At 66.2% G+C, this 15695-nt stretch carries 17 protein-coding genes; 9 read left to right on the forward strand and 8 right to left on the reverse strand.

The genetic code is table 11. The features are described from left to right. Positions 1–43: 43 nt before the first annotated feature. The 4 genes from FFS56_RS02975 to FFS56_RS02990 are packed head-to-tail and all read left to right on the forward strand — an operon-like array spanning position 44 to position 4109. Positions 44–1273 carry a UbiA prenyltransferase family protein gene (locus tag FFS56_RS02975; RefSeq protein WP_127012073.1) on the forward strand — a complete coding sequence of 410 codons (1230 nt, stop codon included), beginning with the start codon at positions 44–46 and terminating at the stop codon, positions 1271–1273. Positions 1274–1275: 2 nt separating this feature from the next. Further along, the gene (hisD, locus tag FFS56_RS02980) at positions 1276–2580 is read left to right on the forward strand and encodes a histidinol dehydrogenase (protein WP_127012074.1); all 1305 of its coding nucleotides are present in this window, start codon (positions 1276–1278) and stop codon (positions 2578–2580) included. Between the two features lie 10 nt (positions 2581–2590). Next, positions 2591–3061, forward strand: a complete 471-nt coding sequence (gene nrdR / locus FFS56_RS02985) for a transcriptional regulator NrdR (protein WP_046749305.1) — start codon at positions 2591–2593, stop codon at positions 3059–3061. Positions 3062–3071: 10 nt separating this feature from the next. Continuing rightward, positions 3072–4109 (forward strand): quinone-dependent dihydroorotate dehydrogenase, encoded by a 1038-nt coding sequence (locus FFS56_RS02990; RefSeq protein ID WP_127012075.1) that lies wholly within the window; start codon positions 3072–3074, stop codon positions 4107–4109. On the opposite strand, the gene FFS56_RS02995 is transcribed toward FFS56_RS02990, so the two are convergent. Further along, the gene (locus FFS56_RS02995) at positions 4084–4656 is read right to left on the reverse strand and encodes a DUF3043 domain-containing protein (protein WP_046749303.1); all 573 of its coding nucleotides are present in this window, start codon (positions 4654–4656) and stop codon (positions 4084–4086) included. The genes FFS56_RS02990 and FFS56_RS02995 overlap by 26 nt on opposite strands. A gap of 46 nt (positions 4657–4702) precedes the next feature. Here FFS56_RS02995 and FFS56_RS03000 point away from each other — a divergent pair, with 46 nt between their 5' ends. The 5 genes from FFS56_RS03000 to FFS56_RS03020 all read left to right on the forward strand — a co-directional run bounded on the left by FFS56_RS03000 (position 4703) and on the right by FFS56_RS03020 (position 9756). Beyond that, a complete protein-coding gene (locus FFS56_RS03000; protein ID WP_046749302.1) occupies positions 4703–6115 on the forward strand; it encodes a dipeptidase in 1413 nt (470 codons plus the stop codon). 61 nt (positions 6116–6176) lie between these two features. Next, complete coding sequence (erpA, locus tag FFS56_RS03005; RefSeq protein WP_017830247.1) at positions 6177–6539, forward strand: iron-sulfur cluster insertion protein ErpA; 363 nt, start codon at positions 6177–6179, stop codon at positions 6537–6539. Positions 6540–6678: 139 nt separating this feature from the next. Beyond that, positions 6679–7581 carry a cytochrome c oxidase subunit II gene (gene coxB / locus FFS56_RS03010; RefSeq protein ID WP_046749301.1) on the forward strand — a complete coding sequence of 301 codons (903 nt, stop codon included), beginning with the start codon at positions 6679–6681 and terminating at the stop codon, positions 7579–7581. Positions 7582–7584: 3 nt separating this feature from the next. After that, on the forward strand, positions 7585–9318 hold the full coding sequence (ctaD, locus tag FFS56_RS03015) for a cytochrome c oxidase subunit I (protein WP_171011008.1): 1734 nt from the start codon (positions 7585–7587) through the stop codon (positions 9316–9318). 3 nt (positions 9319–9321) lie between these two features. After that, positions 9322–9756, forward strand: a complete 435-nt coding sequence (locus FFS56_RS03020; RefSeq protein ID WP_046749300.1) for a cytochrome c oxidase subunit 4 — start codon at positions 9322–9324, stop codon at positions 9754–9756. A gap of 68 nt (positions 9757–9824) precedes the next feature. On the opposite strand, the gene FFS56_RS03025 is transcribed toward FFS56_RS03020, so the two are convergent. From FFS56_RS03025 to FFS56_RS03055, 7 genes are all read right to left on the reverse strand, one after another. Beyond that, a complete protein-coding gene (locus FFS56_RS03025; protein WP_046749299.1) occupies positions 9825–10244 on the reverse strand; it encodes a rhodanese-like domain-containing protein in 420 nt (139 codons plus the stop codon). A 115-nt stretch (positions 10245–10359) separates the two neighbouring features. Continuing rightward, the gene (locus FFS56_RS03030) at positions 10360–10875 is read right to left on the reverse strand and encodes a GNAT family N-acetyltransferase (RefSeq protein ID WP_046749298.1); all 516 of its coding nucleotides are present in this window, start codon (positions 10873–10875) and stop codon (positions 10360–10362) included. A 30-nt stretch (positions 10876–10905) separates the two neighbouring features. Further along, positions 10906–11310, reverse strand: coding sequence for a Rid family hydrolase (locus tag FFS56_RS03035; RefSeq protein ID WP_046749297.1), 405 nt, complete (start codon positions 11308–11310; stop codon positions 10906–10908). 79 nt (positions 11311–11389) lie between these two features. Next, a complete protein-coding gene (locus FFS56_RS03040) occupies positions 11390–13201 on the reverse strand; it encodes a cytochrome bc complex cytochrome b subunit (protein WP_046749296.1) in 1812 nt (603 codons plus the stop codon). Further along, entirely contained in the window at positions 13198–14274 is a 1077-nt protein-coding gene (locus FFS56_RS03045) for a Rieske (2Fe-2S) protein (protein WP_046749295.1), read from the reverse strand. Before FFS56_RS03045 ends, FFS56_RS03040 begins: the two co-directional genes overlap by 4 nt. Positions 14275–14310: 36 nt before the next feature. After that, complete coding sequence (locus FFS56_RS03050; protein ID WP_046749294.1) at positions 14311–15114, reverse strand: c-type cytochrome; 804 nt, start codon at positions 15112–15114, stop codon at positions 14311–14313. A 20-nt stretch (positions 15115–15134) separates the two neighbouring features. Next, positions 15135–15692 carry a heme-copper oxidase subunit III gene (locus tag FFS56_RS03055; protein ID WP_227751204.1) on the reverse strand — a complete coding sequence of 186 codons (558 nt, stop codon included), beginning with the start codon at positions 15690–15692 and terminating at the stop codon, positions 15135–15137. Between the last annotated feature and the right edge of the window lie 3 nt (positions 15693–15695).

Consider the following 15695-nt stretch of genomic DNA (forward strand, 5'->3'; position numbering starts at 1 on the left):
ACGACGAAACCACCCGTCGAGCCCCGTGACGAAAGGACCACGCATGAGCACGGATCTCCCCGAAACGGATCCTGAGGACGAGGTCTTCAGCGACGACGACGGTGTCCTCTACGACGAAGAGGTCACGCCGGAGTTCGGAATCCTCGGGTTCACGCTGCGCGAGCTGCTGATCGTGGGCGTGTGGCTGCTTTCGTTCGTGTTCTCGTTCTTCCCGCTCATCGGCGACCTTTCGCTCTGGGGCGTCGGAATCCAGTGGGTGCTTCCGATCGCGCTGCCCACCGTCGCCGTGTTCCTTCTGGTGCTCCGCCGATTCTCGCCCGACGGCATCCGCCGGGTCGGCTCACTCGGCATCGATCAGTTCGCCTCTGTCGCGTTCTCCGTGTCCGCCGCGGTCTGGATCGGCAGCCTGTGGCTCGCGATCTCCGCCCTCGTCTCCGGTGGCGTCTGGACCCTTCCGTGGAACGGAGTCGCTCTGGCCATCACCTCTGTGGCGCTCGTCATCCTCACAGTGTTCGCCCCGATCATCCCGGGTCTCAAGGAAGACTTCCACGGGCGTCTCGTGACGCTCGCACACCGCAATGCGAACCCCGTTCGTCCCGTGATCGCGCGACCGCGTCCCGAGCCCGCGATCACCGACACGGTCGAAGAGCCGTCGCGCGTACCTGCGACCTCCGACGAGCTCGAGGTGTCTGAGGAGTCCGAGACGCAGACCGACGTCATCGTCGACAGCTCGGCTCTTCCTCTCGTCATCGACCGCGATGTCGAGCTGTCGGGCCACCAGGCCACGGACGAGATCGCTCGCTTCGACCTCGCCGAGCAGGTGCCGCTCACGGCACACGCGTCCGGTGGCGGGATCGGCACCACGCCGGAGGAGTCCGCCGAGGACTACGTTCCCTCGTACTCACGTCGCTCCCGCAACCAGGAGCCGGAGATCGTCTCGGATACCGGGAGCATCGAGTCGCTGCTCGAGACAGCGGCGACGTATGAGACGAGCACGCCCGAGGAAGAGCCGGAGCCGCTGATCCTGGAGGGCGTCACGGACGCCGACCTCGAGGCGACGAATCCCCGAGCGACGGCGCCCGCAGCCCAGCCGTTCTGGATCCTCGCGCCGTCCGAGCGCGACGTCCACGACGAGCGTGGAGAGCCGCTCTTCCGCATCGGCCCGAGCGCGTGGGCTCTCGTGATCGAGGACCGTGGGGGTGCGTTCGTCGTCCGACATGACGACGGACGGATCGGCTACCTCCACGACATCTCCGACATCACGAAGGGTTGACAATGCGCACGATCGATCTGCGAGGGCGCGAGCTCTCGCCCGCGGGCATGCTCGCCGCCGTCCCCAGGGCAACGCAGGCCAGAGCCGAAGCGCTGGACACCGCAGCGCGCATCGTCGACGACGTGCGCGAGCGCGGTGAGGCGGCTCTTCGGGAGCAGGCCGAACGATTCGACGGAGTCACGGAACACGCAGTGCGCGTGCCCGCCGATCACCTCATCACGGCGTTGGAAGAGCTCGCGCCGGAGGTGCGGAGTGCGCTTGAGGAGGCGATCCGTCGCGTGCGCCTCGCGTCGGCAGCCCAGGTTCCCGCGACGCAGGTGACGCGCATCGGGGAAGGGGCCGTCATCACGCAGCGCTGGCAGCCGGTGCACCGCGTGGGGGTCTACATCCCCGGCGGCAAAGCCGTGTATCCGTCGAGCGTGATCATGAACGTCGTGCCGGCACAGGTCGCCGGTGTCCAGGAGATCGCCCTGGCATCGCCGCCGCAGTCGGACCAGGGCGGACGAATCCACCCGACGATCCTCGCGGCGGCCGCGTTGCTGGGTGTGACCGAGGTGTACGCGATGGGTGGCGCCGGCGCGATCGGCGCGCTGGCCCACGGAGTGCCGTCGCTCGACCTCGACCCTGTCGACGTCGTCTCGGGTCCAGGGAACAACTACGTCGCTTCCGCCAAGCGCGCCGTCGCCGGCGTCGTCGGAACGGACTCGGAAGCCGGGGCCACGGAGATCCTCGTCGTCGCCGACGCCCACGCGGATCCTCGGCTCATCGCCGCAGACCTCGTCAGCCAGGCGGAGCACGACGAGCAGGCATCGGCGGTGCTGGTGACTGATGCGGCGGATCTGGCCGAGAAGGTAGCCGCCGAAGTGGAGCGCATCGCCGCCGGCACACGCCACAGCGAACGTGTCGCGGCCGCGCTGTCGGGGCCGCAGTCCGCGATCGTCCTCGTCGACGATCGCGACATGGCCACCGCCTTCAGCAACGCCTACGCGCCGGAGCACCTCGAACTCCACCTGGTCGACGCCGAGCAGGCTGCTGCAGCCTTCACCAGCGCCGGGGCCGTGTTCGTCGGCGACCAGACCCCCGTCAGCCTCGGGGACTACATGGCAGGCAGCAATCACGTCCTGCCGACTGGAGGGCAGGCGCGCTATGCCCCGGGTCTCGGCTCGTACACCTTCCTTCGCCCGCAGCAGGTGATCTCCTACGACAGAGCTGCCCTGGCGGCTGTGCGGGCTGGAGTCGTCGCCCTGGCCGAAACCGAGGTGCTTCCTGCCCACGGCGAAGCGATCGAGGCGCGTTTCACCGCGTAGGATCGGTCAGATGCACTGCCCCTTCTGTCGACACCCCGATTCCCGCGTCATCGATTCACGCACCAGCGACGACGGACTCTCGATCAGGCGTCGTCGACAGTGCCCGGAGTGCGGTGGCAGGTTCACCACGACGGAGACGGCGAGCCTCAACGTCATCAAGCGTTCCGGGGTGATGGAGCCGTTCAGTCGGGAGAAGGTCATCACGGGCGTGCGCAAGGCGTGCCAGGGACGTCCGGTCACCGAGGGGGACCTCGCGGTGCTCGCTCAACGCGTGGAAGAGGCCGTGCGGCAGACCGGCGTCTCGCAGCTCGACACGAACGAGATCGGTCTGGCCATCCTGGGACCGTTGCGCGAGCTTGACGAGGTCGCGTTCCTGCGGTTCGCCAGCGTCTATCAGGCGTTCGATTCGCTCGAGGACTTCGAGTCCGCTATCACCGACCTGCGCGCCGACCACACGAAGCGGGAGTCCGCGGAGCGGTAATCTGGCAGGGATGTATCCGCTGCTCTTTCGCGCTGTCCTGTCGCGCTTCGACCCCGAGTTCGCCCACCACGCCGGCATGGCGGTGATCCGTGTGCTCGGGGCGCCTCCGTTCTCCTGGGCCACGCGGGCTCTCACTCGACCGGATCCGTCGCTTCAGGTCGAAGCCCTCGGTCTCACGTTCCCCTCGCCGTTCGGTGTCGCTGCGGGGTTCGACAAGAACGCGGTGGGCGTGCGGGGACTCGCCGCGCTGGGGTTCGGGCACGTGGAAGTGGGCACCGTGACGGCGATCCCTCAGGAGGGAAACCCCAAGCCGCGGCTGTTCCGTCTCGTCGAAGACCGGGCCGTGATCAATCGGATGGGCTTCAACAACGCGGGAGCGGATGCCGCCGCTCGTCGACTCGCGCGCCTGCGGCGTGGCGCGCCCGACACGATCATCGGCGTCAACATCGGCAAGAGCCGTGTCGTCGACGTCGAAGACGCGACCGCCGACTATGTGGCTTCGGCGACGCGCCTCGCTCCGCTCGCCGACTATCTGGCCGTCAACGTGTCGTCACCGAACACGCCGGGGCTGCGCGGCCTGCAGGCTGTCGAGACGCTCGCGCCGCTTCTTCGCGCGGTCAGGGAAGCCTCCGGCAGCACGCCACTTCTCGTGAAGATCGCGCCTGACCTCCCGGATGATGAGATCACGGCGATCGCTCAGTTGGCCGTCGCCGAAGGGCTGGCGGGGATCATCGCCCACAACACGACGATCAGTCGAGACGGGCTGCGTACGGATGCGGCGACCGTCGAGGCCGCGGGAGCGGGTGGGCTCTCCGGGGCGCCGCTGAAGAAGCGGTCCCTCGAAGTGCTGCGCGTCGTGCGCGACGCCGTTCCCGCAGATTTCTGCGTCATCGCGGTCGGGGGAGTGGAGACCGCTTCGGACGTGCAGGAGCGCATCGACGCAGGTGCGACGCTCGTGCAGGGCTATACGGCGTTCCTCTACCGCGGCCCGTTCTGGGGTCGCGAGATCAACAGGGGACTGCTCAGGCGGGGTACTGGCCGCGCTTGACCTGCGGCTTCGGCAGACGCATGAAGCGCATCTGCAGCGCGCGCATCGCGGCGTACCAGCCGAGGCCGCGCTCGAGCCGGTCCTTGCCGAACTTCGCCGCCGCCTTGCGCTTGACCCGCATGCCGAGCAGGATCATGCCGCCGATCGCGATCACGAGGTAGCCCATCATCACGATGTAGGCGTAGAAGGAGATGGCCGTGTTCGCCGGCACCAGCGAGGCGAGGATGACCAGCACCATCACACCCATCACGAACTCGGCCGGGTGCCACCCCGCGTCCACGTAGTCGCGGACCCAGCGGCGCTGCGGGCCCTTGTCGCGAACCGGGAGGTACTTCTCCTCACCGGCGGCCATGCCTGCCTGCGCGCGGGCACGGCGCTCATTGAGCTCCGCCTTGGCCGCCGCCTTCGCCTCTTTGGTGTTGGCGACGAGGGGCCGGCGACGAGCTGCCTCCTGCTCCGCACGGCTCGGCGTCGCGCGCCCCTTGCCGACGGAGGTCGTCTCGGGTGCGTCGTCGTTCGTGGAAGGGGAGGTAGGGGTAGTGGACACGGAGTTCCTCGGTTCGCCGGTGGGGGATCACCTTAAGATTACTCGCATGACCTCTCCTGTTCCTCCCCGTGAGTCCGACGCCGCCGTCCTCGAGGCGGTGGCGACCGGGATCCCCTCTGCGCTGTCGGATCTCGGCCACCTGGTGCGCATCCCCGGCATGGCCTGGCCGGCGTTCGATCAGACGCAGCTGGAACGCAGCGCAGAGGCTGTCGCCGCGCTGGCATCCGGCACCGGTGTGTTCGACGAGGTGCGCGTGCTCCGCGCCGCGATCCCCGGGACAGACGAGCAGGGACAGCCGGCTGTGCTCGCCACGCGTGCCGCGCGCAACGGCAAGCCGACGATCCTGCTCTACGCCCACCACGACGTGCAGCCTCCGGGGGATGATGCCCTGTGGGAGACTCCGCCGTTCGAGCCGACGGTGCGTGACGGGCGTCTCTACGGCCGTGGTGCGGCGGACGACAAGGCCGGCATCATGTCGCACATCGCCTCGATCCGTGCGGTCAGCGAGGTGCTGGGCGACGATCTCGACCTCGGCATCGCGATGTTCATCGAGGGGGAGGAGGAGTACGGCTCCCGCTCGTTCGCGCAGTTCCTCTCCGACAACAAGGACGCTCTCCGCGCGGACGCGATCGTCGTGGCGGACTCCGGTAACTGGGACTCCGTGACCCCGGGGCTCACGGTCTCGCTCCGTGGCAATGCGCGCTTCACGATGCGTGTGCGCACCCTCGACCACGCTTCGCACTCCGGCATGTTCGGCGGCGCCGTGCCCGATGCGATGATGGCGACTGTCACACTGCTCTCCACACTGTGGAACGCCGACGGTTCGGTCGCGGTCGAGGGCATGACCGAGCGGGACGCTCCCACTCCTGAATACACCGAGGCGACGTTGCGAGACGAGGCGGGTCTGCTGCCCGGCACCACGCCGATCGGCGGCGGCACCATCCTCAGCCGGATCTGGAACAAGCCCTCGGTGACGGTCATCGGGATCGATGCCACCAGTGTGGCGGCGGCCTCCAACACCCTGCTCCCCGAGGTGACGGTGGTCATCAGCGCGCGGGTGGCACCGGGCCAGACCGGCAGGGAGGCCTACGACGCTCTCGAGAGTCATCTCCGCGCGCACGCGCCGTTCGGAGCAGACCTCACCTTCTCCGACATCGACCTCGGTGACGGCTTCCTCGTCGACACCAGCGGCTGGGCTGTCGCCCTCACCCGCGACGCCATGCGCGACGGCTACGGGGTGCCTCCCGTGGACCTCGGAGTGGGCGGCTCGATCCCGTTCATCGCGGACCTCGTGCGGGAGTTCCCCGACGCGCAGATCCTGGTCACCGGTGTCGAGGACCCGCACTCGCGCGCACACAGCCCCAACGAGTCGCTGCATCTCGACACCTTCCGCCATGCGATCGCGACCGAGGCGTTGCTGCTCGCCCGCATGAATGACGAAGAACGCGGAGCCGTCTGAGATCAGCGGCGGTAGAATCGTCCGAGAAGCCGTGCACCCGCGGCCCGTCACAAGGAGCGACATGAGCGACACCACACTCTCCCCAGAGACCACCCGCGCACACGGCGTCACCCTGACCGACGCTGCTGCCACCAAGGTGAAGAACCTCCTGGAGCAGGAGGGCCGCGACGATCTGCGGCTGCGCGTTGCCGTGCAGCCGGGCGGATGCTCGGGCCTGATCTACCAGCTGTACTTCGACGAGCGCTACCTCGAGGGTGACGAGACCGTCGACTTCGACGGCGTGGAGGTCATCATCGACAACATGAGCGTCCCGTACCTCGACGGTGCGGCGATCGACTTCAAGGACACGATCTCCGAGCAGGGCTTCACGATCGACAACCCCAACGCGGCGGGAAGCTGCGCCTGCGGCGACAGCTTCCACTGATCCCGCGCCGTGCACACGGCCGCCGTCACCGCTGGTGACGGCGGCCGTTCTGGTTTCATAACCTGCGTGGATGGCATGAATCAGGTGTGAGGTTGCCCTAGACTTGGGTGTGCTCTGTTCGCGATCTGAAAGGTGCATCGTGCCCTCGAAACGCAGCCTTCGTTGGGCCGCCCTCCCTGTGGGAGTTGCGGCAGCCTTGGCCCTGGCGGGATGCTCTCCCACCGAGCTGAACGGCTTTCTTCCGGGCTTCGTGGAGGGTGGTCCCGCAGCCACCAACCAGACCGAGCGCGTCTCGTCGCTCTGGGTCAACTCCTGGATCGTGCTCCTCGCCGTCGGCATCATCACCTGGGGCCTGATGGCCTGGGCTGCGATCGCCTACCGCCGCCGCAAGGGCCAGACCGGCCTCCCGGTGCAGATGCGCTACAACATGCCGATCGAGATCTTCTACACGATCGTGCCGCTCATCCTCGTGCTGGGCATGTTCTTCTTCACGGCTCGCGACCAGTCCGAGATCGAGGCGAAGTGGGACGACCCCGACGTCGAGATCACCGCGATCGCGAAGCAGTGGGCCTGGGACTTCCAGTACGACGGCGAGGAGGAGGACAACTCCGACGCCGTCTGGACGATGGGCGTCCAGGCGCAGCCCGACAAGGACGGCAACATCGACCAGGCACAGCTGCCGACCCTGGTGCTGCCCGTCGACAAGAAGGTCACGATCAACCTTCAGTCGCGCGACGTCATCCACTCCTTCTGGATCATCGACTTCCTGTACAAGAAGGACATGTTCATCGGGAAGGACAACTCCTGGTCGTTCATCCCGACTCGAGAGGGAGAGTACGCCGGCAAGTGCGCCGAGCTCTGCGGTGAGTACCACTCCATGATGCTCTTCAACGTGAAGGTGGTCTCCCAGAGCGACTACGACGCCTACGTGGCATCGCTCGAGGAGAAGGGCAACACCGGCGACATCACCGGTGCGTACGACCGTCTCGCGAACCTGCCGGGGACCACCCCGAAGACCGACACCGAGGAAGGAGGGGAGTAAGCCATGTCGACCACAGAAGCTCCCCGTACCGACGAGTCCCCCCGCTCGCGTCCCAGCACTCTGCCCGCACGCCAGGCCGCTCTCATGAGCTCCTCGCGCGTCGAGCAGAAGGGCAACATCGTCGTCAAGTGGATCACCTCCACCGACCACAAGACGATCGGGTACATGTACTTGATCGCGTCGGTGATGTTCTTCCTCCTCGGCGGTGTGATGGCTCTCGTCATCCGCGCAGAGCTGTTCGCGCCGGGCATGCAGATCATCCCGACGAAGGAGCAGTACAACCAGCTCTTCACGATGCACGGCACGATCATGCTGCTGATGTTCGCGACGCCGCTGTTCGCCGGGTTCGCCAACGCCATCCTGCCGCTGCAGATCGGCGCCCCTGACGTCGCCTTCCCGCGTCTGAACGCCTTCGCCTTCTGGCTCTTCCTCTTCGGCTCCACGATCGCCGTCGCCGGCTTCCTGACCCCGCAGGGCGCGGCCTCCTTCGGATGGTTCGCGTACCAGCCACTGGCGGGAGCGTCGTTCTCGCCTGGCGCAGGTGGAAACCTCTGGATGGTCGGTCTCGGCATCTCCGGTTTCGGTACCATCCTCGGTGCCGTCAACTTCATCACCACGATCATCACGATGCGTGCGCCCGGTATGACCATGTGGCGCATGCCGATCTTCTCGTGGAACACGCTCATCACGAGCCTGCTCATTCTGATGGCATTCCCGGTGCTGGCCGCGGCCATCTTCGCTGCTGCTGCAGACCGTATCCTCGGTGCGCACATCTACGACCCGGCCAACGGCGGAGTCCTGCTCTGGCAGCACCTGTTCTGGTTCTTCGGACACCCTGAGGTCTACATCATCGCGCTGCCGTTCTTCGGCATCGTCTCCGAGATCTTCCCGGTCTTCAGCCGCAAGCCGATCTTCGGATACAAGACCCTCGTCTACGCGACGATCGCCATCGCGGCGCTGTCCGTCGCCGTGTGGGCTCACCACATGTACGTGACGGGCTCGGTCCTGCTGCCGTTCTTCGCTCTGATGACCATGCTCATCGCTGTGCCGACGGGTGTGAAGATCTTCAACTGGATCGGTACGCTCTGGCGAGGTTCGGTGACCTTCGAGACGCCGATGGTCTTCGCACTCGGCTTCCTCGTCTCGTTCGTCTTCGGTGGTCTGACGGGTGTCATCCTCGCGGCTCCGCCGCTGGACTTCGCCCTTTCCGACTCGTACTTCGTCGTCGCCCACTTCCACTACGTGGTGTTCGGAACCGTGGTGTTCGCCATGTTCGCCGGCTTCTACTTCTGGTGGCCCAAGTGGACAGGACGCATGCTGAACGAGCGTCTCGGCTACGTGCACTTCTGGCTGCTGTTCATCGGCTTCCACATGACGTTCCTCATCCAGCACTGGCTGGGTGTCGACGGCATGGTGCGTCGTTACGCCGACTACTCGGAAGCCGACGGCTGGACCTGGCAGAACCAGGTTTCCACGATCGGTGCCATCATCCTCGGCGCCTCGATGCTGCCGTTCTTCCTGAACGTCTGGATCACGGCACGCAAGGCTCCGAAGGTCACGGTCAACGACCCGTGGGGCTACGGCGGATCGCTCGAGTGGGCGACGTCCTGCCCGCCGCCGCGACACAACTTCACGTCGATCCCGCGCATTCGCAGCGAGCGTCCTGCGTTCGACCTGAATCACCCGGAAGCTGCGGAGTTCGCCACGACGGCTCCCGGCGAGCGAGAGGCCCACTAAGTCATGCGCGACAACGTCATTCTCTGGTGGATCCTGACGGCGTTCTTCGCCCTCGTCGGAGTCGTCTACACCGGCTGGCACATCCTCGCCACGCCTAACGACGACTTCGCCATGCGGGTCGAGTGGGTCGGCACGGTCGCCCTGTTCTTCGCCGCTTTCATGGCCGCGATGATCGCGTTCTACCTCGACCGCACCCACAAGGCCCAGCGCGGCGAGCTGCCGGAGGACATCCTGACGTCGGACATCGACGACGGTGACCCGGAGCTCGGCGAGTTCAGCCCGTGGTCGTGGTGGCCCATCGTCCTGGCCGCATCAGCCGGTGTCTTCGTGGTGGGCCTGGCAGTCGGCCACTTCCTTCTCCCGATCGGGCTGGCGATCTTCGTCGTCGCGATCGTCGGTTGGGTATACGAGTACTACCGCGGCAACTTCGCCCGCTGATACCGCGTATCGAAAGAAGGCCCTCGGATCCGTCCGGGGGCCTTCTTCCTGTGTAGCGACAGTCGTGTTCAGGCGCGGGTGCGGATCCGAGCGATCCCGGTGAGCGGATCCACCGGGCGATGATGCACGCCATCGGCGTCCTCCACCGCGTACCCTTCCCTGACCCAGTACTCGAAGCCGCCGATCATCTCGCGCACCCGATAGCCGAGGCGTGCGAACTCGAGCGCACCCTTCGCACCCGCATTGCACCCAGGGCTCCAGCAGTAGACCACGACATCGGTGTCCGCAGGGATCTCCCTCGGGGCACGGGAGGCGATCTCGCTGTAATGCATGTGCACGGCGCCGGCGACGCGCCCCTGAGCCCATGCCTCGTCCGAACGGACGTCGATCACCACCAGGTTCACACCGGCCTTGATTGCGGCATGGACGTCGCTGGAGTCGGTCTCGTAGGTCAGTTTGGCCTCATAGAAGTCGGTGCGATCGATCATTCCCTCAGCCTAAGGAGCCGATGCGAGACGTCGACAGCGGAATCCCGTCTCGTGACGCGCGAATGCGGTCACATCCTGCCCACGAATCGCAGGAGGCCTGTTCCGCTCCCGCAATTCAGAGTGATGCAGTCATCTGCACGCGCGGACCATACTCGAAGAGACCGAGCGCGGATTCGACCTCGACGAGCTTCCGGAGCAGCGGAGTGTCCGGATCGCTCGCGACGAAACCACAGGAGCTGTAGAAGGGGGCATTCCAGGGCACATCCACATACGTGCGGAGCGTGATCTCTGCGTACCCGCGGTCCCGTGCCTCCGTGAGAGCAGCCTCGACGAGCTCACGACCGATTCCCCGGCGCCCGTATGACGGAAGCACGGAAAGCTGTTCGAGGTGCGCATGGCCATCGATCTCGAGCACGTGGGCGAACCCGACGACAGGGGGCTCGACTGCTGCGTCGTCGGTGTGCTCGGCGACCAACACGAACCCCGGCGACGACGTGCGTTCGACCGCGGGCGTAGGGGGAGGCCAGTCGACCGCGCCGAAACGGTCGACCAGCAGCGCATCCGCGGCGATCTCGATGCGTTCGGTGGCGGCGTCGTCGTCAGGGGTGGCCGGACGGATGACGATCTCCATGATCTGGCAGCCAGGATCAGTTGGCCGAGGTCAGTCGGCCACGGCGGCGATGGCCTCGATCTCCACGAGCTGGTGGTCGTATCCGAGCACCGTGACGCCGAGGAGGGTGCTGGGGACGTCGTGCGCGCCGAAGGCGGCGTGGACCACATCCCAGGCGGTGACGAGGTCGGCCTGGGACGAGGAGGCTACCAGTACTCGTGTGCTGATGACATCGGTGAGGGACGCGCCGGCGACGTCGAGCGCCTCCTCGAGGGTCTCCACACACCTGGCTGCTTGTGCCGCGTAATCGCCGGGCGCGGCGGTCGAGCCGTCGTCGTTGAGCGGACACGCGCCCGCAAGGAAGATGAGGCGTGATCCGGACGGGGCTGTCGCGGCGTAGGCATAGGGAGCATCGGCGAGGGAAGTGGCCCGGATCAGTTGGACGGCGGAAGACATGGTTCGATCCTCTCATTCGGCAACAACGATGAAGGCCCCGTCCGCGTGGACGAGGCCTTCAACAGTGGGGGAGCGGCGACTACTCGCCGTCCTCCGACTTCTTGCGGGGTTTCTTCACCGGCTCGGTCGCGATGACCGTGCTGGGGGTGTTGGGCGTCTCGTCGACGTGCGTCTCGTCGACCGTGAGCGGGGCGTCGGGGAATCCTGCACGCTCGTGCGCGCCCTGGATCTCCGCAGCCTCGGTCTCGTCGTTCTGAGCCGTGACGTGGTGCTGGTGAGCATCCGCGGCCTCGACCTCCGCCTGGGTGAGCGGCGCCAGACGGTCCTCGAAGAACCAGCGCGAGATCGAAGAACGGAGGTTCTCCGTCCACGGGATGCGACCCTTCGCGTTCGGACGCACCACGAGCGGCTCGTAGGTGTCGACGTCGATGAGCTTCCAGCGGTCGTACTTGTCGACGGGCTGGTGCACCTCGATGAACTCGCCGCCGGGGAGGCGGACGATGCGGCCCGACTCGTAACCGTGCAGGACGATCTCGCGGTCCTTCTTCTGCAGCGCGATGCAGATGCGCTTGGTGATGAAGTAGCCGAGGATAGGTCCGAGGAAGAGCAGCGCCTGCAGGGTGTGGATGACGCCTTCCATCGTGAGCATGAAGTGCGTCGCGATGAGGTCGGAGGATGCGGCAGCCCACAGCACGGCGTAGAAGATGACGCCTGCGACGCCGATCGCGGTGCGGGTGGCCGCGTTGCGGGGGCGCTGTGCGATGTGGTGCTCGCGCTTGTCGCCGGTGACCCACGCCTCGATGAAGGGGTAGATCGCCACGGCCACGATGAACAGACCGAGGACCAGAACAGGCGCGATGATTCCGAAGGACCAGGTGTGGTTCAGGAAGACGATGTCCCAGTTCGACGGAGCGAGACGCAGGGCGCCATCCGCGAAGCCGATGTACCAGTCCGGCTGGGTGCCGGCGGAGACGGGGGAGGGGTCGTACGGGCCGTAGTTCCAGATCGGGTTGATCTGGAAGAAGGTCGCGATCAACACGATGGTGCCGAAGACGATGAACAGGTAGCCGCCCATCTTGGACATGTAGACCGGCATCATCGGGTAGCCCACGACGTTGTCGTTCGTGCGGCCGGGGCCGGCGAACTGCGTGTGCTTGTTGATGATCATCAGCATGAGGTGCACGACGATCAGCGCGATCACCAGCATCGGCAGCAGCAGGATGTGCAGCGTGTAGAGGCGGCCGACGATGTCGGTGCCCGGGAACTCTCCGCCGAACAGGAGGAAGGAGGTCCACGTGCCGATCAGGGGGAGGCCCTTGATCATTCCGTCGATGATGCGGAGACCGTTACCCGAGAGCAGGTCGTCGGGCAGCGAGTAGCCGGTGAAGCCCTCGGCCATCGCGAGGATGAAGAGGATGAAACCGATCACCCAGTTCAGCTCGCGCGGCTTGCGGAACGCACCGGTGAAGAACACGCGGAGCATGTGCACGCCGATGCCGGCGATGAACACCAGAGCCGCCCAGTGGTGGATCTGGCGGACCAGAAGGCCACCGCGCAGGTCGAACGAGATGTGCAGGGACGACTCGAGAGCCGCGGACATCTCGATTCCACGCATCGGCGCGTAGGCGCCGGTGTAGTGGGTCTCGACCATCGACGCCTGGAAGAAGAACGTCAGGAAGGTTCCGGAGAGGAACACGACCACGAAGCTCCACAGGGCGATCTCGCCGAGCATGAACGACCAGTGGTCGGGGAAGATCTTGCGTCCCAGCTCCTTGACGAAGCCGGAGAGGCTGGTGCGCTCATCGATGTAGTTCGACGCGGCACCGACGAAGCGACCGCCGAGGGGCGCCTTGGTGTCCTTGTCCTCTTTGGACAGCGTTGCGGTGCTCAATGGCGCTCCCAGAAGCTCGGGCCGACGGGTTCCGTGAAGTCGCTGCGTGCGACCAGGTAGCCCTCGTCATCGACGGTGATGGGCAGCTGCGGCAGCGGACGTGCCGCCGGGCCGAAGATGACCTTTGCGTGGTCCGTGACGTCGAACTGCGACTGGTGGCACGGGCACAGCAGGTGATGTGTCTGCTGCTCGTACAGTGCCACAGGGCAGCCGACGTGCGTGCAGACCTTGGAGTAGGCGACGATGCCGTCGTACGACCAGTCCTTGCGGTCCTCGGCCTCGATCAGCTGCTCGGGACGCAGGCGCATCATCAGCACGATGGCCTTGGCCTTCTCCTCGAGGTAACCGTCGCTGTGGCTGAGGGTGGCGAGCTCTTCCGGGATCACGTGGAAAGCGGAGCCGAGCGTGACGTCGGCCGCGCGGATCGGTGTGCCGTCGGGGTCGCGCACCAGGCGTGCTCCCTCTTCCCACATGGTGTGCTTGAGAAGCACGACCGGATCTCCCGCAGTGGGGTCATCCGGTGTGGAGTGCGGAGCCAGTCCGCGGAAGAGCGTCACACCAGGGATGATCGAGGCGACGATCGCGGCGAACAGCGAGTTGCGGATCATGGTGCGACGGCCGAAACCGGACTCCTCGTTCGCGTCCGAGAAGGCCTTGATGGCCGCCTCACGCGTGGAGTCCTTGCCGCGGGTCGGGTGGCGGTGCTCGATGAACTCCTTGTCGGACATGAGCGCCTTGGACCAGTGGATCGCACCGATGCCGAGGGCCAGCAGCGCGAGAGCGATGCCGAGACCGATGAAGAGGTTGTTCTGACGGATGTCGATGAGCGCGCCGCTCTCGATCGGGAACAGCATGTAGGCGGCGACCGCCCAGATGCTCCCGGCGAGCGAGAGGTAGAACAGCGTGTAGACAGTGCGGACAGCGGCCTTCTCTGCGCGCGGGTCCTTGTCGGTCATCCGCTCGCGGTGCGGCGGAAGCCCGGGGTTCTGCACGGGATCGCTGACTGCGACACCCAGCCCTGGAGAGGGCTGGTAGGCCCTGTCAAGAGCCTGCGAGTCGTCGTCGTGTGCCATGGTGCTCCTCGTACGTTCCTCTTCGATGATTAAGCGTCAGTTGGACTTCGCCGTGATCCACACGGTGACGGCGACGAGCGCGCCGATACCGAAGATCCACACGAACAGGCCCTCGGAGACCGGTCCGAGCGAGCCGAGCGAGAATCCACCGATCTGCACGGACTGCTGCTGGAAGAGCAGTGCCGAGATGATGTCGCGCTTGTCCTCGTCGGACAGGTTCATGTCGCCGAAGACCGGCATGTTCTGCGGGCCGGTGACCATGGCCGCGTACATGTGCAGTGCACTGGTCTCGCCGAGACCGGGAGCGTACTTGCCCTCGGTGAGCGCTCCACCGGCTGCGGCCACGTTGTGGCACATCGCGCAGTTGACGCGGAAGAGCTCCGCACCGTTGGAGACATCGCCCTTGCCGTCGAGGATCTGGTCCGACGGGAATGTCGGGCCAGGAGCCTCGGACTGGACGAAGGCGGCCATGGCGAGGATCTGGTCCTCGGTGAACTGCGGTGCCTTCTGCGGAGCCTGCGGGCCCTGCATCTGCAGCGGCATGCGGCCGGTCGACAGCTGGAATTCGGTGGCCAGCTCACCCACGCCGTACAGGCTGGGGCCGTTGGCGGTTCCCTGCAGGTCGAGACCGTGGCAGGTGGCGCAGTTGGCGGTGAACAGCTTCTTGCCGTCTTCCACCGTCAGCTGCGAGGTCGCAGCCGACTGGGTGTCGGTCGCGGCGAACGCGGCGGTCGCTCCGGCGTACACAGCGCCGGTGATCATGAGGCCTGCTCCGATGAGCGCGGCCGCCGCCAAAGGGCTGCGACGACCGCTGGAACGGCGCTTCTTCTCTCGTGCCATCTCGGGGATCAGCTCCGCTCTTATTTCAGGAAGTAGATAACGAGGAACAGCACGATCCAGACGACGTCGACGAAGTGCCAGTAGTAGGACACCACGATCGAGGAGGTCGCCTCCTTGTGCCGGAAGTTCTTGACCGCGTAGGCGCGGCCGATGACGAGCAGGAACGCGACCAGGCCACCCGTGACGTGCAGGGCGTGGAAGCCCGTGGTCAGGTAGAACGCGGAGGCGTACGAGTCTGCGCTGATCGGCATGCCTTCAGCCACCAGCTGCGCGTACTCCCAGACCTGGCCGGAGACGAAGATCGCGCCGAGGGCGAAGGTGAGGAAGAACCACTCGACCATTCCCCAGCCGAACAGACGACGGCGGCCGGCGCCGTTCTTCTGTCCCTTGCCGATCTTGTAGGGCTGCAGGTCTTCTGCCGCGAACACGCCCATCTGGCACGTGAACGAGGAGAGCACCAGGATCGCAGTGTTCACTGCGGCGAACGGGACGTTCAGCAGCTCGGTCCGGTCCGCCCACAGCTCCGGAGAGGTGCTGCGGAGGGTGAAGTAGATCGCGAAGAGTCCCGCGAAGAACATCAC

Source organism: Microbacterium sp. Beta, assembly GCF_005502545.1.
GTDB classification, from domain to species: domain Bacteria; phylum Actinomycetota; class Actinomycetes; order Actinomycetales; family Microbacteriaceae; genus Microbacterium; species Microbacterium oxydans.

Bases quoted from the DNA above. Each gene is read 5' to 3' on its own strand.
- FFS56_RS02975 (WP_127012073.1), top strand. From the start codon at position 44: ATGAGCACGGATCTCCCCGAAACGGATCCTGAGGACGAGGTCTTCAGC.
- hisD (WP_127012074.1), top strand. From the start codon at position 1,276: ATGCGCACGATCGATCTGCGAGGGCGCGAGCTCTCGCCCGCGGGCATG.
- nrdR (WP_046749305.1), top strand. From the start codon at position 2,591: ATGCACTGCCCCTTCTGTCGACACCCCGATTCCCGCGTCATCGATTCA.
- FFS56_RS02990 (WP_127012075.1), top strand. From the start codon at position 3,072: ATGTATCCGCTGCTCTTTCGCGCTGTCCTGTCGCGCTTCGACCCCGAG.
- FFS56_RS03000 (WP_046749302.1), top strand. From the start codon at position 4,703: ATGACCTCTCCTGTTCCTCCCCGTGAGTCCGACGCCGCCGTCCTCGAG.
- erpA (WP_017830247.1), top strand. From the start codon at position 6,177: ATGAGCGACACCACACTCTCCCCAGAGACCACCCGCGCACACGGCGTC.
- ctaD (WP_171011008.1), top strand. From the start codon at position 7,585: ATGTCGACCACAGAAGCTCCCCGTACCGACGAGTCCCCCCGCTCGCGT.
- FFS56_RS03020 (WP_046749300.1), top strand. From the start codon at position 9,322: ATGCGCGACAACGTCATTCTCTGGTGGATCCTGACGGCGTTCTTCGCC.
- FFS56_RS03025 (WP_046749299.1), bottom strand. From the start codon at position 10,244: ATGATCGATCGCACCGACTTCTATGAGGCCAAACTGACCTACGAGACC.
- FFS56_RS03030 (WP_046749298.1), bottom strand. From the start codon at position 10,875: ATGGAGATCGTCATCCGTCCGGCCACCCCTGACGACGACGCCGCCACC.
- FFS56_RS03035 (WP_046749297.1), bottom strand. From the start codon at position 11,310: ATGTCTTCCGCCGTCCAACTGATCCGGGCCACTTCCCTCGCCGATGCT.
- FFS56_RS03045 (WP_046749295.1), bottom strand. From the start codon at position 14,274: ATGGCACACGACGACGACTCGCAGGCTCTTGACAGGGCCTACCAGCCC.
- FFS56_RS03050 (WP_046749294.1), bottom strand. From the start codon at position 15,114: ATGGCACGAGAGAAGAAGCGCCGTTCCAGCGGTCGTCGCAGCCCTTTG.
- FFS56_RS03055 (WP_227751204.1), bottom strand. From the start codon at position 15,692: ATGTTCTTCGCGGGACTCTTCGCGATCTACTTCACCCTCCGCAGCACC.